Origin of the sequence: Lactobacillus sp. A27, from assembly GCF_016742815.1 — a bacterium.
GTDB classification, from domain to species: Bacteria; Bacillota; Bacilli; order Lactobacillales; family Lactobacillaceae; genus Lactobacillus; species Lactobacillus gallinarum.
The window spans coordinates 50692-77691 of the sequence record NZ_JAEHNT010000037.1 but is presented as its reverse complement, the minus strand read 5'-3'; the positions used below and the strand labels follow the sequence as shown (position 1 = coordinate 77691).

Genomic DNA, 27000 nt, shown 5'->3' with positions numbered 1-27000 from the left:
TTTTTGTGAAGGGGACAATAATGAGCGAAAAATCTATCTTAGCCGGTTTGAATCCGCAACAGAAAAAAGCGGTTGAAACTACAGAAGGACCACTGTTGGTCGTTGCTGGGGCAGGTTCTGGTAAAACTTCTGTTTTAACTAGACGAATAGCCTACTTAGTTGAAGAAAATCAAGTTGCACCATGGAATATTTTAGCCATTACCTTCACCAATAAGGCGGCTAATGAAATGCGTGAGCGTGAACAAAAATTGCTAGGGCCAGCCGCTCAAAATATTTGGATGTCGACTTTCCACGCCCTTTGTGTTCGAATTTTGCGTAGAGACGCTGATAAGATTGGCTATAGTCATAACTTTTCTATTGCGGATTCTGCAGAACAATTGACTTTGGTAAAACATATTGAAAAGGATTTGAACATTAATCCTAAGATGTACGATCCACGTGGAATTTTGTCTGCTATTTCTAATGGAAAGAACGACTTGCTTGATCCTAAGGCTTTTGCTGCAAGTGCTAGTTCACCTTTTGATAAAATGGCAGCTAAGGTATATGAAGAATATCAAAGAAGACTGCGCCGTGATCAAATTATGGACTTTGACGATTTGATTATGCAGACTTTGGTTTTATTTAAAAAAGATCCAGATACTCTTCATTATTATCAAAATAAGTTCCGTTACATTTTGGTAGATGAATATCAGGATACTAACCAAGCTCAGTATGAACTCTGTCATGCATTAGCTGCACAATATAAAAATATTTGTGTAGTTGGGGATGCTGATCAGTCAATCTATGGCTGGCGTGGTGCTAACATGGAAAACATCATGAATTTTGAGCAAGATTACAAAACTGATGGAGTTAGAACTGTTAAGCTAGAACAGAATTACCGTTCAACTGGTCATATCTTATCAGCCGCAAACTCAGTGATTAAAAATAATCAGAACCGTAAGGCAAAGAATTTATGGACTGATCAAGGCGAGGGTGCCAAGGTTACTTATTATCAAGCTCAAAGTGGTGATGATGAATCCCACTACATTATTTCGAAAATTAAGGAAGAAGTAGAAGCTAAAAAACGCACTTACAAAGATTTTGCCATTCTTTATCGAACTAACGCCCAATCACGTACAGTCGAAGAAGCTTTTGTTAAATCAAATATTCCTTATCAAATCGTGGGAGGTCACAAATTCTACGACCGTAAAGAAATTAAGGACATTATGGCTTACTTGAAGTTGGTCGCAAATCCTGCGGATACAATGAGCATGAATCGTATTATCAATGTGCCTAAGCGTGGTATTGGTGCAGCGACTGTGGATAAGTTGTTGGCATTTGCGGATGAAAATCACTATAATGCCTTGGATGCCATGGATCATGTGGCAGAAAGTCCAATTAATACCAGAGCTGCTAAAAAGTTAAGCGATTTTGGCACAAAATTGAGGGATGCAATAGCTTATGCACAAACGCATGGCGTAACTGGTTTAACTGAAAAGATCTTGTCTGACTTTGAATATACTGATGCTTTAAGAGCAGAAAATACTATTGAAGCTGAAACTAGATTAGAGAACTTGGATGAATTCTTATCAGTTACTAAGCGTTTTGATGATCATTATGAGCCCGATGAAGATGAATCAAATCCGTTGAGTGACTTCTTGGCAGAAGTTTCATTATTGAGCGATCAGGATGATTTAGATGAAGATGATAATCAAGTTGCTTTAATGACTTTGCATGCTGCTAAAGGTCTAGAATTCCCAGTTGTTTTCTTGGTCGGCATGGAAGATGGGTTGTTCCCATTGCAGCGAGCAATGATGGATGATAATGAACTTGAAGAAGAGCGCCGTTTAGCTTATGTAGGAATTACTAGAGCTAAGAAGGAACTTTATTTGACTAATGCATATTCACGGATGATGTACGGTCGTATGCAAAATAATCCACCTTCAAGATTTTTGGATGAAATTGATCCTAAAGATTTGCAAAAAGAAGAAAGCAATCAACTTCAAAGTAGCTTTATTAAATCTAATTTTCAATCACAACCTGCACCATTTGCGCGTAAAGCTGAACGAGCTCGTGCCCAAGTTTATACTGCTAAAAAGGCTTCTGGTGCTGTAGGTGCCGAAAAGAAAGGCTGGAGTGTTGGCGATCAAGTTGAACATAAAGCTTGGGGCCGCGGTGTTGTAACCAAAGTCAATGGCACAGGGGAAGATATGGAATTAGATATTGCCTTCCCAGATAAAGGAATTAAGCGTCTTCTAGCAGCTTTTGCGCCTATTAAGAAGGTATAATAAAGATAAAAATAAAAGGATTTTTAATCAGGAGGTAAAAATGGCTAAGATTACTCTTGATGAAGCTAAAAAAGAAGCAGCTTCTCTTAGAACCCAGCTAGATGAATGGGCCGATGCGTATTACTCTAAAGATGCGCCTGAAGTTGAAGACAATGTTTATGATCAAAATTACAACCGTTTGCTTGAATTAGAAAAAGCTTTCCCTGAAATTGTTACGCCTGATTCAATCACTCAGCGTGTAGGTGGAGAAATCGATAGTGATTTTACAAAGGTTAACCACCCAATTCCTATGCTTTCAATGGGGGATGTTTTTTCTAAGGAAGAACTTAAGGAATTTGACCAACGAATGCAAAAGCTGGTTGGTCACCCCGTGGAATATAATGTCGAATTAAAGATCGATGGCTTATCTTTATCACTTGAATATCAAGACGGTAAATTGGTTCGTGCATCGACTCGAGGCAATGGTTATGTTGGTGAAGATGTAACGGCTAATGCACGTTATATTGCGGATATTCCTCAAGTTTTACCAGAACCTTTAACTACTGAGGTTCGCGGCGAATGTTATATGGGAAAAGAAGCTTTTGCCAAGTTAAACCAAGAGCGTGAAGAAGAAGGCTTGATCGTTTTTGCAAATCCACGTAATGCGGCTGCTGGCTCACTTCGTCAGCTTGATCCTAAGGTTACTAAGAAACGTCAACTAAGTACTTTTATTTATACATGGGTTAATCCACCGCGCGAGATTACCAGTCAGCACCAAGCGATTGAACGCATGCATGAATTAGGTTTTCATACTAATGAAACAGGTCGCAAATTAGCTAACCTTGATGAAGTGTTTAATTTTATCGACGAATACACGGCTAAGCGTAATAGTCTAACATATGGTATTGATGGAATTGTTCTAAAAGTTGATGATTTAAGTCTTGAACAGCAATTAGGAAATACCGTGAAGGTGCCACGCTGGGAGATTGCTTATAAGTTCCCACCAGAAGAGCAAGAAACGATCGTGCGTGATATCGTTTGGACAGTTGGCCGAACCGGTGTTGTAACGCCAACGGCAGTCATGGATCCTGTCCAACTGGCAGGTACAACCGTTGCAAGAGCTTCACTGCACAATCCAGATTATTTGAATGAAAAAGGCGTTCGGATTGGTGATACCGTTAAGCTTCATAAAGCCGGCGATATTATCCCTGAGATTTCTGAAGTGGTTTTATCAAAGAGACCAGCAGATTCTGTGCCTTATGAAATTCCTACTACTTGTCCGTCCTGCGGGCAAAAATTAGTCCACTTAGAAGATGAAGTAGCCTTGCGTTGCATTAATCCATCTTGTCCAGCTCAAGTGGAAGAAGGCATTACTCACTTTGCTTCTCGTCCTGCCATGAATATTGCAGGTTTAGGTCCTAAAATTGTTAAGCAATTGATTGCTAAGGACTTAGTGCATAATGTAGCTGATCTTTATCATTTAACAAATGAAGATCTTGCCCAACTTGATCACTTTAAAGAAAAATCCATCAATAATTTGTTAACGGCAATTAATAATTCCAAAAATAATTCTGTTGAATTATTGATTACTGGTTTAGGAATTGACCATGTTGGAGCTAAGGCAGCCCGCTTAATTGCGCAAAAGTTTAAAAATCTAGCAAAGATTATGTCACTAGGGGTGCAAGATATTGCTTCAATCGATACAATAGGCATGACGATTGCAGAATCAATGACAACATATTTTGCTCAACCTGAAGCACAAAAATTAATTGAAGAATTAAGAGAAAGCGGACTTAATATGGACTACTTAGGTGCAGATGAACCAGAAGCAGCACCAGATAATCCATTTAAAGATAAAACCGTTGTTTTAACAGGTAAATTAGAGCATTATACAAGAAGTGAATTTACCAAGAAATTGCAGGCTTTAGGTGCTAAGGTCACAGGATCTGTATCGCGTAAAACTGATTACGTAATTTATGGAAAAGATGCTGGATCTAAGTATAATAAAGCTGAGCAACTGGGAGTACCACTTCTGACTGAAGAAGAGGCAATCGCACAAATTGAATAAAGGACAATTATTGTGAAAAAATATTTGCAGATTATAGCTTTAGCTGGGGCAATGCTCACTCTGAGTGGTTGTGGTAAATTAAAAGATTCAAGTTTAGCAAATAATGCCACTACTACTTCAACAGCTAAAAAGAAAAGTTATCAAACAACCAATACAGGTAAAAATGGCTACACCGTTTTAATGAAAAATGGTCGCTATGTAATTAGTCCAATTGCTGGTTTAACCGCAACTGATAATGATAATTCAGTTGATACGCGTGAATTAGAGCGTGGCTTAATCCAGATTTCTAAAAATCAATTTTCACCTAACCAATATGTGTTCCAAGAAGGACAATACTTAGATACTTCAACAGTGACAGATTGGCTGATTAGAAAGTCTAAGAGCAATCCAAAGGGCTTGAATCCAGCTGATAATGGCAAAAATGGTCCTGATACTCGTAATCCAATTTATTTGGAAGAAATTGTAGAGCAAGACTATTTAACTGGTTCAGGTTCAAAGTATCAACTTGGTGGAATGAGCTTAGGTTTAGCAATGAATTCTGTTGACTATTACCAAAAAAAGCGTGATGGTGCAGAATTTAAGACTGAAATTTCAAGAGCTGAACAAAAGGCTCAAGGTGAAAAAATTGCTAATGAAATTGTAGCTCGTTTGCGTAAGAAGAAGGCTTTGAAGAATATTCCAATTACCATTGGATTGTTCTCAAAGACAGAAAAAGATTCATTAGTTGGCGGAACTTACTTTGCTTACGGGACAGCGGCCGCTAATAGTAGTAAAATAACTAAATGGAAATCCGTGTCGGAAAAAATGCAAGTTTTACCGACAACTGGTAATGAAAAAGCAATTAATAGTGATGATGCATCTCACTTTAATGATTTTAAGGCAGCTATTCAGAATTACTTCCCTAATATTAGTGGAGTAACAGCAACTTTGCGTTATGATAATGGCAAGCTTGCTCAAGAAAATATTTCAATTACCACACAATTTTATGGTTATGAGCAAATTCAGAGTTTTACTCGTTTAGTTTTGTCATCGGCAAAGAAATATCTGTCTAATAATGTTCCAATTGAAATTAAAATTGAATCGGTTGATGATGTGCAAGCATTAATTGCTAAGGAAACCGGCGACAGTGATTATCAAGTCCATGTATATGGTGGCGAATAGGAGGTATTTGCGTGGAAATCACAAAAGATACCATTAAACACGTTGCGACTCTTTCGCGACTTGCGTTTAATGAAGAGGAATTAGATAAATTTACAGATCAAATGGGATCAATTATCAACATGGCAGATCAACTTAGTGAAGTTGATACTGAAGGCGTTGAAGAAACTGTTCAAGTTGTTGATCGTGATACTGTATTTAGAGAAGATAAACCTGAACACTGGCAAGGACAAAACAGAGAAACATTAATGGCTAATGTTCCTGAAAAGGCTAACGGCTACATTAAGGTTCCTGTAATTATTAATAAGGATGAGGACGAGTAATGAATTACTTAAACGAAAATATTGATTCATTAAATAAAAAACTTGCCAGCGGTGACTTGTCAGCAGATAAGTTGGCTCAAGATACTGTGGCAAACATTAAAGACACAGATAAGAAGTTAAATGCTTGGATTACTGTAGTAGATGATGCAAAGCCTGCAGAAAACCTTGATTTTTCAAAGAGTAAATTAGCAGGTATTCCAATTGCCATTAAGGACAACATTATTACTAATGGTATTAAGACTACTGCAGCAAGTCATATGTTGTACAATTACATGCCAATGTATGATGCAACAGTTGTTTCTAAGCTTAAGAAGGCTGGAGCAACCTTTGTTGGTAAGACCAACATGGATGAATTTGCTATGGGTTCTTCAACTGAACACTCATACTATGGTGCAACCCATAACCCATGGAACTTAGATAAGGTTCCTGGTGGTTCATCCGGTGGTTCTGCAGCAGCAGTTGCTGGTGGTCAAGTTGTAGCAGCTCTTGGTTCAGATACTGGTGGTTCAATTCGTCAACCAGCTGCATTCAATGGTATTTTTGGTATTAAGCCAACTTATGGCCGTGTATCTCGTTGGGGTCTTATCGCATTTGGTTCTTCACTTGATCAAATTGGTGTAATGACTAAGCGCGTTAAGGATTCAGCAGAAGTACTTAATGTAATTGCAGGTGGCGATGAACACGATTCAACTGTTTCAACTCGTGAAGTTCCTGACTTTACCAAGTTTATTGGCCAAGATGTTAAGGGTCTTCGCGTAGCCGTTCCTAAGGAATACATGGAAGCAGTTAGTGGTGAAATGCGTGAAGTTATCCAAAAGCAAATTGATGCTTTAAAGGATGCCGGTGCAATCATCAATGAAGTATCATTGCCACATACTAAGTACGTTGTGCCAGACTACTACATCATCGCTTCAAGTGAAGCTTCATCAAACCTTCAAAGATACGATGGTATTCGTTACGGTTATCGTGCAGAAGACACTAAGAACTTGCTTGATGTTTACGTTAAATCACGTTCTGAAGGTTTTGGTGCAGAAGTTAAGCGTCGTATCATGCTTGGTTCATTTGCACTTTCAGCTGGTTCATACGATAGATTCTTTAGACAAGCTGCTAAAGTTAGAACATTAATCTGCAACGACTTCGATAAGATCTTTGCTGAAAACGACGTAATCGTTGGACCAACTACTACTGAACCTGCATTTGGTATTGGTGAAGAAGTTTCTGACCCAATCAAGATGTACAACAACGATATTTTGACTATTTCTGCAAACTTAGCAGGTATTCCTGCAGCTAGTGTTCCAGCTGGTTTAGTTGATGGTATGCCTGTCGGCTTACAAGTTATGGCTAAGCGTTTTGATGAAGGTAATGTCTTCAAGACTGCTGACTTTATTGAACGCACAAATAAGTTTTATGAAAAAACACCAACTGGAATGGAGGATTAATTGAATGAATTTTAAATCGACTATCGGACTTGAAGTCCACTTCGAATTAAAGACAAAGAGTAAGATTTTCTCTCCTTCACCAGTAACTTACGGTGCTGAACAAAACACGGAGACGAATGTTATTGACTGGGCTATGCCTGGTACCTTGCCAATGGTTAACAAGAACGTATACCGTTTAGGTATTATGGTTGCCATTGCAACTCATGCTCACATTTTGCCAACTACGCACTTTGACCGTAAGAACTACTTCTATCCTGATAACCCAAAGGCTTACCAGATTACTCAATTCTTCCAACCACTTGCTCGTGATGGTTACATTGAAGTAGAAGTTCGTGGTAAGAAGAAGAGAATCGGTATTCATGAAATGCACATCGAAGAAGATGCCGGTAAGAACACTCACGGAACTAACGGCTTCTCATACGTTGACTTAAACCGTCAAGGTGTTCCACTTCTTGAAGTTGTTTCTGAACCTGATATGGAAGACCCAGAAGAAGCTTACGCTTACCTTGAAAAGTTACGTAAGATTGTTCAATTTACTGGTGCTTCTGACGTTAAGATGGAAGAAGGTTCAATGCGTGTTGATACCAACATTTCTATTCGTCCAGCTGGACAAAAGGAACTTGGTACCAAGGTCGAAATGAAGAACTTGAACTCATTTGATCACGTTCGTCGTTCACTTGCATACGAAGAAAAGCGTCAAGAACAAGTTCTTCTTGCTGGTGGTCACATCCAACTTTCAACCCGTCGTTTCGATGAAGCAACTGGTAAGACTGTTTTGGAACGTGTTAAGGAAGGCGCATCAGATTACCGTTACTTCCCAGAACCAGATATTGCTCCTGATCACATTAGCCAAGAATGGATCGATCAAATTGCTAAGGAACTTCCAAAGAGCCCATTTGATCGTTACGATGACTATGTTAACAAGTTTGGTTTGAAGCCATACGATGCAAATGTTTTGCTTCAAACTAAGGAAAGCTCAGACTTCTTCGATGCTGCTGTAGCTGCTGGTGCCGATCCAACACTTGCTGCTAACTGGATGAACACTCAAGTAAATGGTTACTTGAACGATCACCGTGTAAGTTTGAATGATATTAAGCTTACCCCAGAACACTTAGCTGAAATGATCAAGTTGATCAAAGATGGTACTATTTCATCTAAGATCGCTAAGAAGGTCTTTGCTGAAACTATTGCCAATGGTACTGATCCTAAGAAGTATGTTGAAGACAACGGCATGGTTCAATTGTCAGATACTTCAGTTTTGGCTCCAATGGTTAAGAAGGTTGTTGATGATAACCCTCAATCAGTTGAAGACTTTAAGAATGGTAAAGATCGTGCAATTGGTTTCTTAGTTGGTCAAATCATGAAGCAAACTCGTGGTAAGGCTAACCCTAAGATGGTTAACAAGTTGCTTAACCAAGAATTGCAAAATCGTTAATTTTTAGAACGTTAAGGTAGTAATTATGACTAGTAAAGCAAGATTAATTTATAATCCTGTATCCGGTCACGAGCAAATGCCCAAAAATGTGGCCGATATTTTAGATGTATTAGAGCAAGCTGGCTACGAGGCTAGTGCGTTTAGAACTACACCTGAAGAAAATAGTGCTCGTAATGAAGCTACTCGTGCTGCAAAGGAAGGCTTTGACCTGATTGTAGCTGCTGGTGGAGACGGTACGATCAATGAGGTAGTTAACGGAATTGCATTTTTAGAGCATAGACCTAAGATGGCAATTATTCCTGCTGGTACTACTAATGATTATGCACGTGCATTAGCCATTCCACGTGATAATATTCCAGATGCAGCGAAAGTTATTCTGAAAAATAAAACACGGAAAATGGATATCGGTAAAGCAGTTTTTGGCAATCAAACTCAATATTTTGTAAATATTGCTGCCAGCGGTTCTTTAACAGAATTAACGTATGGTGTGCCATCTGAAGTTAAATCAGCTTTAGGGTATGCTGCATACTTAATTAAGGGTGCAGAAATGTTGCCTCGCTTGACAGAGAACGAAATGCGCTTGACTTACGATGATGGCGTATATGAAGGCAAGCTCTCCATGTTCTTACTTGGAATGACCAATTCAATTGGTGGCTTTGAACAAGTTATGCCAGATGCACAACTTAGTGATGGCTTATTCCAGTTAATTGTGGTTAAGCCCTCTGACCCTGTCAGCATGATGAAGTTGATGGCTTTAGCCTTGAATGGTAAGCACGTTGATGATCCTAATATTATTTATACCAAGACGCGTAGCTTAAAGGCCGAGCTGATCGGTAAGAGTGCAGGACAAGATTTGCCAGTTAACCTTGATGGTGAAATTGGTGGTTATTGCCCAGTAGAATTTGATAATTTACAACAACGCATTGAATTTTACGTTGGTAAATAAAAGTTAAAATTATAAAAATAAATGGAGCTTAGCTAATTGCGCTAAGCTCCATTTTTAGGTGAAAAATGTTTAAACTGCATAAAGTGTTCGATAGTCGACATTATCGAAGGCTATCATCAGTTCAGAAGGAAGAATTAAAAGAAGCAAGGGAGAAAGTGCGTCAAGCGCAGCAAAAAGAGCCTGAAAGATTGCGAGAACATGTTGAAACTTTTAATGATGCAGTAATTGCAATCATTATTACGATTATTGTTTTGCAAATACAGCCCGCTTTTAAAACAAGCCAATATTTAGAATTTTTAGGAAATATCGTGATTTTCATTATAGCTTTCTTTATTATTGCGGATTTTTGGTATGATTTGCATTTAGCTTTTTCTTATTTCATCTTTAAACCTGATAAAATTACCGCTATTTGTGATTTTTGTTTGTTGGCTACTTATCGCTTTTACCTGTGATGACTAAGTGGATCATGATGCGAGATTCCGCCTTTGCGGTGACAAATTTTGGAATTGTGTATTTCATTGCTCAAATTTTAAAAGTGTTTGTGCAATATTTCGGTGCCAAGCCATTGATGCGAAGCCCGCAGGTAATGAACATTATGATGGTAAAAACTTCGGTACATAGAATTATTCTGGTTCTTGTTTTGACAATATTTTTGATTCTATTATCATTGATTTTACCTAGAGTGGCTATGTTTCTATATATTCTTATTCCGTTTATTTCATTCTTAATGCCCATTAATAGTAGAGGGTTTAGATAAAAAAAGAGATGCAGATTTTCTGCATCTCTTTTTATTGATATTAGTCGCGATCTCCGCCCATGCCAAAAATTTGAAGCAAGAACAAGAAGATGTTCACGAAATCTAAGTAAAGTTGCAATGCACCAAGTACAGCTAAACCATTGGTTGAAACTTGACTGCCATAGTTGTTGTAAATTGCCTTCATCTTTTGTGCATCATAAGCAGTTAATCCAGTGAAGATCACTACACCAATGATTGAAAAGACGAAACTTGCAACGGAATTGCGCAAGAAAATGTTAACGACCATCGCAACTATTAAACCGATTAAGGCAGCTCCTAAGTAAGAACCCATGTTGTTTAAGTTCTTCTTAGTGAATGTACCAAAGATAGCCATTGCACCGAATACAGCTGCAGATGATACAAATGCTGTACCGATTTGAGCTTGGGTGTAGAAGCCAGCTAGAAGTGCAAATTCAAAGCCATAGATTACGGCTAAGATCATTAACATTACAAAGCCAGCAACAGGATTTCTAGTAGCTTTAAAATTGATGCCCAATGATAAACCAATTGGAACAAAAAGAATAATCCACATCATTGCAGGTGGCATTTGCATCACTGCTGATCTAAAGACAGTCATGGTCAAAAATGCGGCAATAGCTGAAACTAAAACAGATAGTCCCATGTAGCCATACATTTTTGAAAGAAAACCGTTAACTTCTGCAACGTCATGAATTTCACGACGTCCAGGATTTGAAAAGTTATCCATATTGTATGTCACTCTTTCTTTTATTTAGTTGTCTTAATATATTTTAACGTATTTAGAAAAAAAGTGTAGTATTGCCGTTTATAGAGTTAGTTTTTAAGGTTTTCTTATGATTGTTATAGCTAGAGCAAATAAGTTTTGTAGTGTGTTCTTTTCCCGTATAGTTAAATTAAGGAAGTGATTTTATGGATAAAAAATATTCAGATAATGAAGTACGCGGTGAACGTAGTAGTCGTCCAGAGCAGGTAGAGAAAAAAGGTTTAGTTTTAAGTTTTACTAAAAATGCGTGGGAGAAATATCAGCAATTAACGGGATCACAAAAAACATTTATTGATCGCGAATTAGATGATTTGAAATTTAAGCGAAATAATCAAAAAAGCAAAATGGTGAACGCCGAGCTAGATCAAGCGCTTGTTTTTGAAAAGAATGGTGCAGAAATTGTGATCACTGATATTGTGTATGAACCATATCGTGAAAGTGAAGAGCATAAGAAAGCCCAAATTAGAATGGAAAATATGAATAACTAAAAAAGAGTGCTCAGGCACTCTTTTAATTTTAAAGTTTATTTTTTGTCTTTAGCCCACTTTAAACCGATACCAGTAAATCCGCTGATGATTGAGAATACCGGTGAAAGTAAACTAAAGAATGCAAATGGTAAGAATTGTAAAACTGGAACGCCCAAGGTAGCGGCAGCAAATGAACCGGCAACGCCCCATGGAATTAAGTAGTTGATAACACTACCACCATCTTCAAGTACACGGCTAAGTGCAAGTGGTGAAAGCTTAATTCTATCAAAAGCAGGTTTAAATGCTCGACCTGGCAAAATTACTGATAAGTATTGTTCACCAACAAACAAGTTAATGCAGATACCTGAAAGAATAGTAACAGTAATTAAACGACCTGGCTTTCTCAAATGCTTAACAAGTGGTTCCATTGCGCTTTGAACTACGCTGAATTTCATTAACATCCCCCCTAATGAAAGAGTAGAGATGATTAGGGCAACAGTAGCCATCATGCTAGAAATACCACCACGAGTAAGCAAGGCGTTAACAGAAGCATCACTAGTTTTGGCAACAAAACCATTCATGATTAAATTATTTAATGATTGCACTGATTCGTGAGGATTTTGGGCAAAAATCATGATGACAGTTGCTGCAATGTTGATGAAAAGAGTAGGGATAGCTGGAACCTTACGCCAAGCGCAAAGTAGCATCAAAACGATTGGAACGATTGCCCACCAAGAAATAGAGAAGTTAGTTTGTAAAACGTGAGAAGTACGTTCAATCTTAGTTAGATCCATTTGACCGCTGTTACCAAGAATCCAGAACAGAATTAAGGAAACAACAAATGATGGGATAGTTGACCACATCATGTTCTTGATGTGGGCGAATAATTCACTTTCAGCCACTGCAGATGACAAATTAGTTGAATCTGATAATGGAGACATTTTATCGCCAAATACGGCACCTGAGATGATAGCACCGGCAACTAAAGCTGGATTTGCATTCATGCTGGCACCAATACCGAAGAGAGCAATCCCAACTGTAGAGATAGTAGTAAAACCACTACCAATGGCTACCCCAACGATTGCACAGACTACAAAAACAGATGGAACAAAGAAACTACCACTAATTAAATGGAAACCCAATACCATGATGGAAGGGATAATACCCGCTTTAATCCAAAGACCAATTAAGGCACCAATTAAAATAAAAATAAAGATAGGGATGATGGCTACGCCAATACCTTCTTTAATACCATCTTGGACATCTGTCCAGGTAAAGCCGCGAAGTCTTGCCCAGAATGTGAGCAAAAGAACCGTGAATAAAACGGGTACTTCTGGCGATAAACCGAACTTGATTACTGAAATACCTAAAATAGCCAATAAAGCTATGAGGATAATAATTGATTCCGTAAAGGAGACTTTTTGCTTTTTCATTTTTATTCCTCCAAATAAAAAAATCCCGTTGACTAAATAGTCAACGGGACGACGATAGCCGTGGTACCACCCACTCTTTCAAGCATAAGAGCTTGAATCTCTATCAGATGGTAACGGTTCTGAAAAGTTATCCGAACAATATTTAATCACGATGTAATTCGTCTAACTTCGCCTGACTGGTTCGCACTAACCACCAGATCTCTGAACGCTTAACGAAGCAGCTACTTTGTCGTTGATTGTTGGAAAATATGATAGCAAGATTAAAAAAATCTGTCAATACTTTTAGATAAAATAATTTTGTAGTAATTTTAAATCGAGTATTATAATAGAAAAGAATTAAATGGTTTATTAAAAAGGCTGAGTGTTTATGGAAAAGAATCAAGTTATAGATTTAGAAATCACTGATCTTTCATACGAAGCAATGGGTGTTGCTCATTACAATGGAATGACGGTATTCGTAACGAATGCACTTCCAGGAGAAATAGTTAGTGCAAAAATTTTAAAAGTTAAGAAGAATTTTGCTTTTGCAAAAATTGAAAAAATTAAAAAAGAAAGCCCTGATCGAGTAAAAGTTGAATTAAATCGGGGCGTTCAAACTGGTTTAGCTTCACTTGCGCATATTAAATATGATAAGCAGCTTGCTTTTAAGCGTAATCAAGTAGTTAACCTGCTTAAAAAGGCACATTTAGAAAATATTGAAGTTGGGGAAACTTTAGCTAGTCCTGAAGAAGTTGGTTACCGTAATAAGGCGCAAGTTCCTGTGCGTGAAGTAAATGGCAAACTTGAAATTGGCTTCTTTAGACGTCATTCGCATGATTTAGTGCCTTTGACTAATTTCTTTACTACTGATCCCGAAATTGATCGAGTTTTAGTAGCCGTAAGAGATATTTTGCGTAAATATAAAGTGCTCGCTTATGATGAAATTAATAATAAGGGCGAAGTGCGTTACTTAGAAGTTCGTCGTAGCAAATCTACTGGCGAAATGATGGTAATTTTAGTTTGCTTGCACAAAGATTTCATGCAATTACCAAATGTTGCTGCAGAAGTTAGCCAAATTCCAGGCGTTTCTGGTTTGATTTTAAATTATAATCCTAAGAAGACAAACGTGATTTTGGGACAAAAGGATTACTTGGTATTCGGTAATGATCAAATTACTGATCAAATTGGAGATTTGAAGTTTAGAATTTCACCTCAAAGTTTCTTCCAAATTAATTCTTTGCAAACACCTCGTTTGTACAATTTGGCAATCAAACAGGCTGATTTAAAACCAGATGATGTTGTAATTGATGCTTACTCAGGTATTGGAACTATTGGGTTAAGTGTTGCTAAGCATGTTAAAGCAGTTCGAGGCATTGAAGTAGTTCGGGATGCGATTAAAGATGCTAAGGATAATGCTAAGCTTAATGATATTACTAATGCTAAGTATTATTTGGGTAAGGCAGAAGAAATTATGCCACGTTGGGCTAAGAGTGGTCTTAAAACCGATGTAGTATTTGTTGATCCGCCAAGAAAGGGATTAACTCCTGAATTTATTAATGCAACTGTTAAGACAGGACCTAAGAAGGTCGTTTATATTTCATGTAATCCTGCCACCTTGGTGCGTGATTTGCAATTGTTCCAAGAAAAGGGTTATGAATTTAAGCGTATTGATCCTGTTGATATGTTCCCACAGACTCCACATGTTGAAGCCGTAACTGTTCTTACAAAGAAGTAAAAAATGATTATTAAACCACTAATTTCTGAAGATGAGGCAAAAGAAACAAGTCAACTTTTTCAAAAGTGTTGGCAGTATACATATAAAAATATATTGCCAGATGTATTTTTAGATAATATTCCTGAAAATGCTTGGGTTAAACGATTAAATGAGAGTGGTCGTCACAACTTGATTTTTGTTGATGATGATAATCAAATTCGTGCAGCCGTAAGTTATGGTCGTCCTCGTGATACGCGCATGCTCGGATGCGGTGAATTAATGGCTCTTTATGTTGAACCTAATTTTCAAGGATTTAATATTGGGAAAACTCTACTTAATGCTGCCGAAAACGAATTAAAAAAGATGGGGTATGGCAAGATCTATCTATGGTGCATTGATGGAGACGAAAATGCACGACAATTTTTTGAACATTTTGGTTGGATTAATAATGCAACTGAAAAATTTGTAGAAATTGCTGGAAAAGAATATAAGTACTTGCTATATCAAAAGAATTTGCATGATTAAAAGAAGATAGATTAAAAATAGATATTGGTCAATTTGATCAATATCTATTTTTTTGCAAAAAACACTTGCGCTTTTATCTCACTTTAGTATAATAGTATCTGTTCGGCTATGGAGGATTACCCAAGTGGCTTAAGGGGACGGTTTTGAAAACCGTTAGGCGGTTCTGCCGCGCGTGGGTTCAAATCCCACATCCTCCTCTGATTGGTCCATTGGAGCAGTGGTTTATCTCGCCTCCCTGTCACGGAGGAGATCGTGGGTTCAAATCCCACATGGACCGTTTTATGGCGGAATTGGTGAAGGGGTTAACACACTGGTTTGTGGATCCAGCATGCGTGGGTTCGAATCCCACATTCCGCCCCATAATGGAGGATTAGCTCAGCTGGGAGAGCATCTGCCTTACAAGCAGGAGGTCACAGGTTCGAGCCCTGTATCCTCCATATTTTTTTACTCTTATTATCGCTGATAATAGGAGTTTTTGTTTTTTAAAGGGGAAATTTGAATGAATAAAAAACAAATTACGATGGTCACCATTGCCTTGATGTTAGGTAATGTGATGTCAGGACTTGATGGGACGATTATTAATACCGCAATTCCAGCGATTGTTGCAGCTTTGCATGGAATTCAGTTTATGGGATGGATTGTTGCAATTTTCTTATTAGGGATGTCTATTTCAATTCCAATTTGGACTAAGATAGGCGAGAAAATCACTAATAAAAAGGCCTTTGAAATTTCACTGATTTTGTTTGTTTTAGGTTCTGCTTTACAAGGTATGGCACCTAATATCATCTTTTTCTTATGCTCTAGATTCATCATGGGGATCGGTGCTGGTGGTATGGGGTCTCTTCCTTATATCATTGCCGGTTATGTTTTTAAAAATATTAAAACCAGAACTAAGGTATTAGGCTACTTAACAGCAAGCTGGAATGGAGCTGCTATTTTAGGACCATTGGTTGGTTAATCGATGCCTTTTCATGGCACTGGGTTTTCTATATTAATATTCCAATTGGTTTGATAGCGTTAATCATCTGTCTTGTTTACTACAAGCCTGTTACACCAGAAAAAACACCAGTCTTCGATATTCCTGGTGCCGGATTATTAGTTATTGGATTGCTTTTATTCTTAATGGGCGTTCAACTAGTTGGGTTAACAGCTAACTGGATTGTCATTAGCTTGACTATTGTTAGTCCAGTGTTTATTGTTCTCTTCTTTATTCGTGAGAATCATGCGGCTAATCCAATCATTCCGGTATCCTTATTTAAAAATAAAGATTTAGACGGTGATTTTCTTTTATTTGCCTTCACTTGGGGTGCATTTATTGCTGTTAATACTTATATGCCGATGTGGGCTCAAGCATTACTCGGTTTATCTGCACTTTTAGGTGGGATGACTCTGATTCCTAACTCAATCGTAGAAATCATTGCTTCCCAAAGCGTAGCGGCTATTCAAGAACATATGACAACATTTAAATTGGCTTTAATTGGAATCATTGCGATGATGATTTCGTCCGTCGGTTTGTTTTTGGCTGATATTCATACGCCAGTACAGATATTGACGTTTATTGGTGCGTTTTCAGGAATTGGTGTTGGCTTTATCTTCGTTGCTATGCAGTTAAAAGTGCAACTAGATGCTGGATTAAAGAATATGGCTACAGCTACTTCAACGTCATATTTGATTAGAATTTTGGCACAAACTGTGATGGCAGCTGTGTACGGCGTAATTATGAACTTGAACTTAGCAAGTGGAGTTCATACGCATAAAGGTATTACGATGGCCATGATGAATAAATTGAGTGACGCCAAAAGTGCAAAATTATTGCCGCAGAATTTAGTACCAACTATGAGAACTATTTTCCATGCCGGAATCAAAGAAATTATGTTGGTATCGTTAATTTTGTTAATCATTGCCTTTGTGCTGAATTTCTACTTTAACTTTGGTAAAAAGCGCAAGAAATTGCAATAATAAGACATTAAAGCATAATGTGTTTTTCCGCATAATTAATTAAATCTTCGAGTGGAGTTTGATAATCCTGCTTAACCCACCAAATTAAGAGCATATAAATTCCGCCTGATTGGTAGGCGACTGCATAATCTGGTAAATTTAAGTCTGGGTGGTAGACACCAAGCAGCTTTTTCAAATAGCGAGTTTGAAAGTTTAATAGACTGCCTTCAAAACCAGCATCTAACAAGATTTTCATGACTTTAGGATTTTCTTTAAAAAATGTCAGATAAGCAATTAGCTGTTTGGTCAATGTCTTTAATTTATGTTCATTAATATCAACAATAAATTTTTTATATTGATTAGCTAAAAATAGCGTTAGTACGTCATTTTTTTGACTATAGTTACGATAAAAAGAAGTACGAGAAACATGAGCTTTACGCGTAATTTCTGCAATGGAAATTTCAGCGTAAGGCTTTTTTTGTAATAAAGAAAATAAGGCTTCTTCTATCTGTTGCTGCGTGTGCAGACTTTTCATATTCATAAAAAATCATCCTTTGATTAGTTTTAATTTGACAAATGATATCGCTTACACTATTATTATAGCTGTAAATAGTTACAGGTGTAACGATTATTTGAAAGAAGTGTAAATTATGCATTATAGCAATGGTAATTATGAAGCATTTGTAAAGGCTGAAAAGCCAAAAGACGTTGATCAAAAATCAGCATATATTGTTGGATCAGGATTAGCTGCTCTTGCCGGCGCTGTATTCTTGATTCGTGATGGACAAATGAAGGGCAATAGAATTCACATTTTTGAAGAATTGTCTCTTCCTGGTGGTTCAATGGATGGTATTTACAATAAAGAAAAAGAAAGTTATATCATCCGTGGTGGTCGTGAAATGGAGCCACACTTTGAATGTTTGTGGGACTTATTCAGATCAATTCCTTCAACCGAACATGAAGGCGAATCAATTTTGGATGAATTCTATCGCTTGAATAGAAAAGATCCAAGCTATGCTAAAACCCGTGTCATCATCAATCGCGGCGAAGCTTTACCAACTGACGGTCAACTATTGTTAACACCCAAGGCAGTAAAGGAAATCATCGACCTTTGCTTAACACCTGAAAAAGATTTGCAAAATAAGAAGATTAACGAAGTCTTTACCAAAGAATTCTTCCAATCCAACTTCTGGCTTTACTGGTCAACTATGTTTGCCTTTGAACCATGGGCAAGTGCAATGGAAATGCGTCGCTACTTGATGCGTTTCGTTCAACACGTTGCCACATTGAAGAATTTATCATCACTTCGCTTTACTAAGTATAACCAATATGAATCATTAATTCTGCCAATGGTTAAATATTTAAAGAACCATGGCGTACAATTCCATTACGACACTGTAGTAGATAACATCTTTGTTAACCGTTCAGATGGTAAAAAAGTTGCCAAGCAAATTGTTTTAACTGAAAAAGGTGAAAGAAAGACAATTGATTTAACTGAAAACGATCTTGTCTTTGTCACTAACGGTTCTATCACTGAAAGCACTACTTATGGTGATAACTTCCACCCAGCTCCAGCAGAGCATGAATTAGGTGCTAGCTGGCAATTATGGAAGAACTTGGCTGCTCAAGATGAAGACTTTGGTCATCCAGAGGTCTTCTGCAAGGATATTCCAAAGGCTAACTGGAGAATGTCAGCTACAATTACCTTTAAGAATGATGATATTGTGCCATTTATTGAAGCAGTTAATAAGAAAGATCCACACAGTGGTTCAATTGTTACTAGTGGACCAACTACGATTAAGGATTCTAACTGGTTATTAGGTTACTCAATTAGTCGTCAGCCACACTTTAAGGCACAAAAGCCAAATGAATTGATTGTTTGGCTCTATGGCTTGTTCTCAGACACTAAGGGTAATTATGTTGAAAAGACTATGCCTGACTGTAATGGTATTGAATTGTGTGAGGAATGGCTTTACCACATGGGTGTTCCAGAAGAAAGAATTCCTGAAATGGCTGCAGCTGCAACTACTATTCCAGCACATATGCCATACATTACTTCATACTTTATGCCAAGAGCATTAGGGGATAGACCAAAGGTAGTTCCAGATCATTCAAAGAACTTAGCCTTCATTGGTAACTTTGCGGAAACTCCAAGAGATACCGTCTTTACTACTGAATATTCAGTTAGAACCGCGATGGAAGCTGTCTACACTTTGCTTGATATCGACCGTGGCGTACCTGAAGTATTCGCTTCTGCATTTGATGTCAGAATGTTGATGAATGCGATGTACTACTTGAACGATCAAAAGAAGCTTGAAGACCTTGATTTGCCAATGCCTGAGAAGTTGGCAATTAAGGGGATGCTCAAGAAGGTTAAGGGCACTTATGTTGAAGAATTGATGAAGAAGTATAAGTTGATTTAGACAATAAAATATTGTGAAAAACAGAGCAACTGTCGCGTCATGCGGCAGTTTTTCTGTTATTATTATGGTATTGAGTTTTAATAGTGATTTTAATTAGAAAAGAAGGATATTATTTTAGACTCGAAACCCGCCCGATGGGGCACAAAAGCATACCGTGACGCAAAAGATTTATACATGAAGGCCTTTCCTGCATGGGAAAGATTCTCAATGTTTTCACTATTAGCAATGTCACTTCACCGTAATGTTAAGTTTCACGCAATTTACAATGGAGATCAGTTCTGCGGCATTACTTATTATGCCGAAAACGATAAGACGGTTTATTTGACCTACTTGGCAATCAATGAAGAATTGCGCGGCCAAGGCTATGGTTCCAAGATTTTGACCATGCTTGAAGATCGTTTTCCAGATAAGCAAATTGTGATTGATATTGAGCCAGTAACTTCAAAGGCGAAGAATTATAAACAGCGAGTTAGCCGACTTAAGTTCTATGAGCGGAATGGTTTCCATAGAACGGATCAAAAGTTGAAAGATCCTGATGGAGAATTTGAGGCGCTAACGACAGGGAAGAAGCTGGATAAGGAAAGCTTCATTGATACCTTGCGTCAGATGAGCTTCGGCTTTTATCAGGCAAAAGTTGAAAAATAATGGAGGAGTGAAGCCGTTGTGGTTTTACTCTTTTTTCTTAAATAAGGAATAACATCATGGAAAAATATGTAACTTTAAATAATGGCGTAAAAATGCCGCGCCTTGGCTTTGGCGTTTATCAAATTAATGATCTAGCTCAAACGCAGCAAGTCGTAGAAGATGGACTTGAAGTCGGCTACCGTCTAGTCGATACTGCGCAAATTTACGGCAATGAACAAGCTGTGGGGGATGCAATTAAGCACAGTAATGTCCCTCGAGAAGATATTTTCGTCACTTCCAAGGTCTGGGTCGACGATTACGGCTATGATGCAACGCTCAAGGCTTTTGATGAGACGATGAAGAAATTGCAGCTAGATTATCTTGATCTGTATCTAATTCATAAGCCTTATAACGATTATTATGGCACGTGGCGGGCAATGGAACGTTTATACAAAGAAGGCCGCATTCGTGCAATCGGTGTTAGCAGTTTTTGGAATGAACGGTTAGCTGATTTAATTACCTTCAATAATGTGAAGCCAGCGGTAAATCAAATTGAAACAAATGTCTGGAATCAAGAGTGGAAATCACAGGCATATATGGAAAAAGAAGGTGTACAGCCTGAAGCATGGGCCCCATTTGCGGAAGGTGCTGAGCATATTTTTACCAATCCTGTTTTAGCAGAAATTGCGCAAAAGCATGCTAAAACTACAGCCCAAGTGATGATTAGATGGTTCTTGCAAAGAAATTATGTTGTAATTCCAAAATCTGTTCATAAAGCAAGATTAGCTGAAAACTTCGATGTCTTTGATTTTGAGATTGATGCTGAAGACATGGCAAAGATTAAGACACTGGATCAAGGACATAGCGTTTTAGAAGATGAGATGGACCCAGAGATTGCTGAAAGTTTTAGATAAAAATAAAAACAGTTAGTTATCGTTAGTGATAGCTAACTGCTTTTTGCTTAATATTAATTATTGGTAAATCTTACCATCTTGCTTTTGCTTATTCTTTTCTTCAAGTGCCTTTTCACTGGCAGCTTTCTTAGGAAGAACCCAGTTCAAGATCATACCGATAATGGTTGAAAGGGCAACTGAAGTTAATTGGAAGTTGCCAAGTTGGAGGTATGCACCACCGATACCGATAACCAAGATAACTGAAGCGATTAACATGTTGCGTTTTTCACCAAAGTCAACCTTATCGTCAACTAAGATCTTCAAACCGTTAGAAGCGATTGTACCAAAGAGTAAGAATGAAATTCCTCCAATTACTGGCATTGGAATTGATTCGATTAACGCAGCAAGCTTACCAACAAAACTGAAGATGATCGCACAAACTGCGGCACCGGCAAGGACCCAAACAGAGTGCACCTTAGTCATAGCTAACACACCGATGTTTTCACCGTATGAAGTTGTAGGAGGACCACCGATGAAACCGGCGATAATCGTTGAAATACCGTCACCCATCATAGTTCTGTGAAGACCAGGATCTTTAAAGAAGTTACGCTTAGTCAATGAGTTAAGCACCATAATGTGTCCCATGTGTTCCGTCATCGTCACGAAGGCGATTGGTGCCATGGCTAAGATAGCAGCTGGATACCATTTGAAGTGGTAGCTAATGCCCATCACATCAAGTGAAGGAATAGAGAACCAAGCGGCTTTTTCAACACCTGAGAAGTCTACAATGCCTAAGAAGCAGGCTAAGATATAACCACAGATGATGCCGAGCATGATTGAAACTAAGCTCGTGAAGCCTTTGAAACACATTTGGAAGACCAAAGTCATGACCAATGTGAAAATGGCAACGCCAAAGTAGGTTAAATCATACTTTTGGTTGTTCATCATCGCATCATTGGCAGCAGTCGTAGCAAGAGACAAACCAATAACGATGATAATTGGTCCTACAACGATTGGTGGCAAAACCTTGTTAACCCAACCAGAACCAACCTTGGCAATGATCAAAGCCACGATTACGTAAACTAAACCAGAGGCAATCGCACCTTGAGCAACAGCGGGATAACCGTCAGTCTTCATCAATGCTTGCATAGTTGCAACGAAAGCAAAACTTGAACCTAAGTATGCTGGGATCTTAAAGTGGGTCAAGATCATGTGGACTAAAGTACCGACGCCTGATGAAAGCAGGGCGATACTTGGGTTGATTCCGATTAAGATTGGAACCAAAACGGTAGAACCGAACATGGCAAACATATGCTGCAAGGAGAGCAGGATACCTTGACCAAGTTCAGGCTTTTCGTAGACGTCTAAAATCGCGTCCGGGTTTCTAAACTTTTCTTTTTCACTCATTCAAATACTCCTATTTGTTCATGATATCAATGCCGTCTTTATCATCGACTTCGGTCAATGATACCTTAACTTCCTCATCCATTGCGGTAGGGATGTTCTTACCGATAAAGTCAGGACGAATTGGCAATTCACGGTGACCACGGTCGGTCAAAACTGCCAAGTTGATCTTAGCTGGACGACCTTGATCCATGATTGCATCAAGCGCAGCTCTAATAGTTCTACCGGTGAACAAAACGTCGTCGACTAAAACAACGTTTTTGTCGGTGATATCAAAGTCGAGTTGTTGACCATGAATCATCTTTTCCTTTTCGCTTTCTGGCAGGTCATCACGATATTGAGAAACATCGATTGCTCCCACAGGAACATCAACATCTTCAAGATTCTTAAGGTTCTTAGCAATTCTTTGCGCTAAGTAAAGACCACGAGTCTTGATTCCGATTAAAACTAAGTTTTCAGTACCTTTGTTGCGTTCGATAATTTCGTAGGTCATTCGCATTAAGGCACGTTTCATACTAATTGCATCAACAATTTCTTTTGCCATATATTTTTCCTTTCTTGGATGACCAAAAGAAAAAGACCACCAAGGACACTGAGTCCAAGATGGTCTTTCTGTTTCTACTAGCACAAAAAAGACTAGCTCACGCAGATTTCCTTCTTAGCCTCACAGGACTAACTTTAAAGGTCATCACTATATTTTTATTATATTAAACTAGCAAAAGCGGATATTGTCAAGCAGATTCTAAAGAATGTTTTTTTCGATGTAGTTCAAAACGCCTTCTTCATCGTTAGTGTCAGTCACGTGGTTAGCCACTTCAAGAAGGGCTGGAACGGCGTTCTTCATTGCGACGCCATCGCCAACTTCTCGTAGCATCTCTAGATCGTTTCCACCGTCACCGAATGCGCACATTTCGCTTAACTTAATGCCTAAAATATCACCCAATTCTTTTAAGCCGTTAGCTTTGTGAATGTCAGGTTGGATGATGTCGATGTCTCCGTGACCGCTGCTTGTAACGCCGCTATATTGACTCAAGTTGTCCTTGAATAATTGAACAAAATAGTCGGTTTTTTCATCGGGACATTGAACTGCAAATTTTAGGATTTTATCGTGAATGTCACTAAAGCTCTTAATTTTTTCTAAGTGATGATAGTAATGGCTAGACATCTTAAAGTATTTTTCTGGCAAGATATCTAGGCCATAAGCTGCTTGTTCACCACAGACTAAGAAATTAAGATTGGGTACTTGATCTAATAAAAATTTTTCGATGGCTTTAACAGCTTCAGTAGGGTAAGAGTGTACTGCATAAACCTTTTCTGGATTACGGATAAGTGCACCATTTTCAGCTACGTAGTCAATATCATCATAATCGGTGAAAAAATCTTTTAATTGATAATATTGGTTACCACTAGCTACGACAAAATGAATACCTTTTTCATCAAGTTTAGAATGAATCTCCTTGAATCTGACTTCGTTGTATTTACTTTGTGAGTTTAAAAAAGTTCCGTCCATATCGACAGCGATTAATTTAATCATAGAAAATCTCTCCTATAAAAAGTAGGTATTTATATTTTATCATGAAACCGTTTACTATTTTGACAATTATAAAGGTAACTTGCATAATGTTCTAGTTAAAAAGTTTCTAAGTAAAAGGGTGAGATTGAATGAATAAAAAGCAAATTTCGATGGTAACTTGGTCCTTACTTTTGGCTAATATCATGTCAGGACTAGACGCTACCATTATTAATACGGCAATTCCTGCGATCGTTTCTGATCTGCACGGAATTCAATATATGGGCTGGATTGTTGCCTGCTTCTTGCTGGGGATGTCCGTTTCAGTACCAATTTGGAGCAAATTAGGTGAAAGAATGGGCAATAAATTTGCTTTTGAACTTTCACTTATCCTCTTTATTGTTGGTTCTCTACTTGAAGGGATAGCGCCAAATATTTACTTCTTCTTAATTGCCAGAATTTTAATGGGTATCGGTGCCGGCGGTATGGGCTCGCTGCCTTATGTTATTGTCGGTTTTATTTATCCGAATATTAAGAGAAGAACGGTTATTTTAAGCTACATTGCGGCCAGCTTCAGTGCGGCATGTATTGCGGGACCGCTTGTTGGTGGCTGGATTGTTGATGCCCTTTCTTGGCACTGGGTCTTCTACATCAATGTCCCATTAGGACTGATTTCCATTATTTTGAGTTTTGTCTTTTATCGCGATGTGCACAAGGCTAAGGAAAAAGTACACTTTGACAAAATGGGTGCCTTCACTTTGATCGCTGGCTTGTCCTGCTTTTTAGTTGGAATTCAGATGCTGGGTTTAGCTAGTGGTATCATGGTTGCAGCTTTCGTCATTATCGGAATTGCCTTACTTGTTGCCTTTATCTTTGTGGAAAACAAGGCAGATAGTCCTGTTGTACCGTTGAGTGTTTTTATGAATAAAGCGTTGGTGGGCGACTTTATCCTGTTTGCCCTAGCATGGGGTGCTTATATTTCAGTTAACACTTATTTGCCAATGTGGTCGCAGGCCATTTTAGGGACCTCCGCTTTAATCGGTGGGATGACCTTGATCCCTAACTCCATTTTGGATATTGCCGGTTCACAAAGCGCGCCATATTTCTTGCGTCACTTTAGCAATTATCGTTTGCTCATTATCGATTTTACTTTGATCATTATTACCATTTTAAGCTTGATCTTGGTGCCAATGAACACGCCATATCAAATCTTGATGATCATTGCAGCTTTATCTGGTTTAGGTGTAGGTTCGATCTTTGTTATTTTGCAGATCAAGGTGCAGATTGACGCCAGTGAAAAAGATATGGCACCGGCTACGTCACTGAGTTTCTTGATTCGAATTCTTGCTCAAACTGTGATGGCTGCCATTTATGGGGTCATCATGAACTTGGCTTTGGCTCGAGGAATCGCCGGCCATCGCGGCATTACGATGACCATGATGAACAAGTTGAGTGATGCGGAATCGGCTAAGAGTCTGCCAACTGCATTATTGCCAATCATGAGAAGAATTTTCCATTCAGGAATTATCGAAATTATGTATGTGGCACTGTTTTTAATGATTTGTGCGTACGTAGTTAACTTTATTTATAACAGACATGAAGCCAAAAAAGCGGCAGAATAAAAAGCTTGAGATTTTTCTCAAGCTTTTATTTTTACTGTAAATTGCGAATGACGTTGATTCTGAACAAAAGTAGATTGATTAATACGATCACCGTGGTGACGATGAAGACCATGCTATAGTTGAACATCCCTGATACGAATGAACCAAGTAGTGGTCCTACGATGTTGCCGATGTACATAGCCGACTGGTTCCATGAAAAGATACGGCCAGTAACGGCGGCAGGTGAGTTTTTGGTTAACATCGTTTGTACTTGTGGGAATAAACAAGCGTCAGAAAAACCAACTAGGAAGCGCAAAATTCCTAATTCAACTGTGTTTCGTACAAAAGCGGTCAGGAAGAAGAAAATTGATGCCGCAATAAAACCAGCCACGATGATTTTGTGAGTACCGATTTTATCACCGAGTGCACCGAAGCGGGAGGCCACTAGGAAAGTAGCAATCCCAGGAAGGGCGGCGATAACACCAGAAATGAAGACAACGTTGTCATGGCCGTTAAGTAATTGGCGGACATATAGTGAAACGATTGGGTTAATGGAGTTATTAGCTGCTTGAATAATTAAAGTGGTTAATAGCAAACCAAAGATCAGATGAGGCGAACGAAGCGACTTAATTACGCCGCTGGCTTTGTCCAATTTTTTTGCGGTAACTGGCTTAAAGTCGTCTTCATGAACGAAGAATAGAACTAAGATTGAGCATAATAAGAGCAAGCCACCAGTGATCATAAAGGTAATGCGGTATGAAAAAATTGATGTTAAAGCACCACCAACAAGTGGTCCCAGCAAGGTACCGGCAGTGGTCGCTGAAGCAATCGTTCCTAGAGCTTGTCCAGAATTTGTCTTCGGCGTTTCGGTGGCAACTAAGGCATTAGAGTTAGAAATAAAGCCGGCAAATACACCTTGCAGCATTCTAAGCAAAAGCAATTGCCAAACATTTTGGACTAACCCCATGCAGGCGATAACGACGGACATCCCGATTCCGGCCCGCAAAATCATTGGTTTACGTCCTTTTTTATCAGCTAATTTGCCCCACCAAGGAGAAACAACCGCTGAAACGATGAACGTACCAGAATAAACGATCCCAGACCAGAAGTTAAGTTGTTGGTGAGAGAAGTTGCCTAACGTGTTAATGTATAACGATAAGAAAGGCATAATTTCTGAAAATGCGATTCCTGCAATGAAGACCGCGATCGATAAGACGAATAGATTTTTCTTCCAAATAGGTTTTTCTTTCACGATGTAAACCCTCCTAATTTTAGTTTAGCAAAAAATAAAGATAAAGAACTATGATAAAATTTGATGTAAGGACTTACAGAAGGA

21 protein-coding genes, 4 tRNA genes and 2 pseudogenes are annotated in these 27000 nt (G+C 38.4%); 20 read left to right on the top strand and 7 right to left on the bottom strand.

Translation table 11 applies throughout. The annotated features are described in order from the left end of the window. Positions 1–20 precede the first annotated feature (20 nt). The 8 genes and pseudogenes from pcrA (at position 21) to JEM49_RS06160 (ending at position 10372) form a co-directional block, all read left to right on the top strand. The gene (gene pcrA / locus JEM49_RS06195) at positions 21–2267 is read left to right on the top strand and encodes a DNA helicase PcrA (RefSeq protein ID WP_098043717.1); all 2247 of its coding nucleotides are present in this window, start codon (positions 21–23) and stop codon (positions 2265–2267) included. Between the two features lie 40 nt (positions 2268–2307). Then, entirely contained in the window at positions 2308–4314 is a 2007-nt protein-coding gene (gene ligA / locus JEM49_RS06190) for an NAD-dependent DNA ligase LigA (RefSeq protein WP_098036670.1), read from the top strand. A gap of 12 nt (positions 4315–4326) precedes the next feature. After that, positions 4327–5475 carry a CamS family sex pheromone protein gene (locus JEM49_RS06185; protein ID WP_201874142.1) on the top strand — a complete coding sequence of 383 codons (1149 nt, stop codon included), beginning with the start codon at positions 4327–4329 and terminating at the stop codon, positions 5473–5475. 11 nt (positions 5476–5486) lie between these two features. Further along, positions 5487–5795 (top strand): Asp-tRNA(Asn)/Glu-tRNA(Gln) amidotransferase subunit GatC, encoded by a 309-nt coding sequence (gatC, locus tag JEM49_RS06180; protein WP_025005411.1) that lies wholly within the window; start codon positions 5487–5489, stop codon positions 5793–5795. Continuing rightward, complete coding sequence (gene gatA / locus JEM49_RS06175; protein WP_201874140.1) at positions 5795–7234, top strand: Asp-tRNA(Asn)/Glu-tRNA(Gln) amidotransferase subunit GatA; 1440 nt, start codon at positions 5795–5797, stop codon at positions 7232–7234. The genes gatC and gatA overlap by 1 nt, the downstream gene beginning before the upstream one ends. 4 nt (positions 7235–7238) lie before the next feature. Further along, a complete protein-coding gene (gene gatB / locus JEM49_RS06170) occupies positions 7239–8669 on the top strand; it encodes an Asp-tRNA(Asn)/Glu-tRNA(Gln) amidotransferase subunit GatB (protein WP_003626901.1) in 1431 nt (476 codons plus the stop codon). Between the two features lie 25 nt (positions 8670–8694). Continuing rightward, positions 8695–9615 (top strand): diacylglycerol kinase family lipid kinase, encoded by a 921-nt coding sequence (locus tag JEM49_RS06165; protein WP_087175893.1) that lies wholly within the window; start codon positions 8695–8697, stop codon positions 9613–9615. A gap of 65 nt (positions 9616–9680) precedes the next feature. Continuing rightward, positions 9681–10372 (top strand): annotated as a pseudogene (locus JEM49_RS06160) (TMEM175 family protein). Between the two features lie 40 nt (positions 10373–10412). Here the strand turns inward: JEM49_RS06160 and JEM49_RS06155 are convergent. After that, complete coding sequence (locus tag JEM49_RS06155; protein ID WP_025005413.1) at positions 10413–11117, bottom strand: Bax inhibitor-1/YccA family protein; 705 nt, start codon at positions 11115–11117, stop codon at positions 10413–10415. A 182-nt stretch (positions 11118–11299) separates the two neighbouring features. Between JEM49_RS06155 and JEM49_RS06150 the strand changes: the two genes are divergently transcribed. After that, positions 11300–11641, top strand: a complete 342-nt coding sequence (locus JEM49_RS06150; RefSeq protein WP_025005414.1) for a hypothetical protein — start codon at positions 11300–11302, stop codon at positions 11639–11641. Positions 11642–11676: 35 nt separating this feature from the next. On the opposite strand, the gene nhaC is transcribed toward JEM49_RS06150, so the two are convergent. Next, positions 11677–13053 (bottom strand): Na+/H+ antiporter NhaC, encoded by a 1377-nt coding sequence (gene nhaC / locus JEM49_RS06145; protein ID WP_098045698.1) that lies wholly within the window; start codon positions 13051–13053, stop codon positions 11677–11679. 367 nt (positions 13054–13420) lie between these two features. Here nhaC and rlmD point away from each other — a divergent pair, with 367 nt between their 5' ends. From rlmD to JEM49_RS06110, 7 genes and pseudogenes are all read left to right on the top strand, one after another. Then, positions 13421–14767 (top strand): 23S rRNA (uracil(1939)-C(5))-methyltransferase RlmD, encoded by a 1347-nt coding sequence (gene rlmD / locus JEM49_RS06140; RefSeq protein ID WP_201874138.1) that lies wholly within the window; start codon positions 13421–13423, stop codon positions 14765–14767. 3 nt (positions 14768–14770) lie between these two features. Continuing rightward, entirely contained in the window at positions 14771–15271 is a 501-nt protein-coding gene (locus JEM49_RS06135) for a GNAT family N-acetyltransferase (protein WP_201874136.1), read from the top strand. Between the two features lie 110 nt (positions 15272–15381). Then, a tRNA-Ser gene (locus JEM49_RS06130) sits at positions 15382–15468 on the top strand. Between the two features lie 6 nt (positions 15469–15474). Next, positions 15475–15548 (top strand) — tRNA-Asp (locus JEM49_RS06125). Between the two features lie 7 nt (positions 15549–15555). Next, positions 15556–15631, top strand: a tRNA-His gene (locus tag JEM49_RS06120). Positions 15632–15635: 4 nt separating this feature from the next. Further along, positions 15636–15708 (top strand) — tRNA-Val (locus tag JEM49_RS06115). A gap of 62 nt (positions 15709–15770) precedes the next feature. After that, positions 15771–17230: pseudogene (locus tag JEM49_RS06110) on the top strand (MFS transporter). Positions 17231–17237: 7 nt separating this feature from the next. Here the strand turns inward: JEM49_RS06110 and JEM49_RS06105 are convergent. Continuing rightward, the gene (locus JEM49_RS06105; RefSeq protein ID WP_201874134.1) at positions 17238–17750 is read right to left on the bottom strand and encodes a TetR/AcrR family transcriptional regulator; all 513 of its coding nucleotides are present in this window, start codon (positions 17748–17750) and stop codon (positions 17238–17240) included. A 109-nt stretch (positions 17751–17859) separates the two neighbouring features. Between JEM49_RS06105 and JEM49_RS06100 the strand changes: the two genes are divergently transcribed. From JEM49_RS06100 to JEM49_RS06090, 3 genes are all read left to right on the top strand, one after another. Next, on the top strand, positions 17860–19632 hold the full coding sequence (locus tag JEM49_RS06100) for an oleate hydratase (protein WP_201874133.1): 1773 nt from the start codon (positions 17860–17862) through the stop codon (positions 19630–19632). 111 nt (positions 19633–19743) lie between these two features. Continuing rightward, positions 19744–20277: a GNAT family N-acetyltransferase gene (locus tag JEM49_RS06095; RefSeq protein ID WP_255404982.1), complete on the top strand. Its 534-nt coding sequence runs from the start codon at positions 19744–19746 to the stop codon at positions 20275–20277. 56 nt (positions 20278–20333) lie between these two features. Continuing rightward, positions 20334–21170, top strand: a complete 837-nt coding sequence (locus JEM49_RS06090) for an aldo/keto reductase (RefSeq protein ID WP_201874131.1) — start codon at positions 20334–20336, stop codon at positions 21168–21170. A gap of 57 nt (positions 21171–21227) precedes the next feature. Here the strand turns inward: JEM49_RS06090 and JEM49_RS06085 are convergent, their stop codons facing one another. From JEM49_RS06085 to JEM49_RS06075, 3 genes are all read right to left on the bottom strand, one after another. Beyond that, the gene (locus JEM49_RS06085) at positions 21228–22556 is read right to left on the bottom strand and encodes a solute carrier family 23 protein (protein WP_098036887.1); all 1329 of its coding nucleotides are present in this window, start codon (positions 22554–22556) and stop codon (positions 21228–21230) included. A 10-nt stretch (positions 22557–22566) separates the two neighbouring features. Continuing rightward, positions 22567–23097, bottom strand: a complete 531-nt coding sequence (gene pyrR / locus JEM49_RS06080; RefSeq protein WP_098045702.1) for a bifunctional pyr operon transcriptional regulator/uracil phosphoribosyltransferase PyrR — start codon at positions 23095–23097, stop codon at positions 22567–22569. 198 nt (positions 23098–23295) lie between these two features. Next, on the bottom strand, positions 23296–24087 hold the full coding sequence (locus JEM49_RS06075; RefSeq protein ID WP_201874129.1) for a Cof-type HAD-IIB family hydrolase: 792 nt from the start codon (positions 24085–24087) through the stop codon (positions 23296–23298). Between the two features lie 128 nt (positions 24088–24215). On the opposite strand from JEM49_RS06075, the gene JEM49_RS06070 reads away from it, so the two are divergent. Further along, positions 24216–25685 carry an MFS transporter gene (locus JEM49_RS06070; protein ID WP_201874127.1) on the top strand — a complete coding sequence of 490 codons (1470 nt, stop codon included), beginning with the start codon at positions 24216–24218 and terminating at the stop codon, positions 25683–25685. 31 nt (positions 25686–25716) lie between these two features. Here the strand turns inward: JEM49_RS06070 and JEM49_RS06065 are convergent, their stop codons facing one another. Next, positions 25717–26916 carry an MFS transporter gene (locus JEM49_RS06065; protein ID WP_087235680.1) on the bottom strand — a complete coding sequence of 400 codons (1200 nt, stop codon included), beginning with the start codon at positions 26914–26916 and terminating at the stop codon, positions 25717–25719. Between the last annotated feature and the right edge of the window lie 84 nt (positions 26917–27000).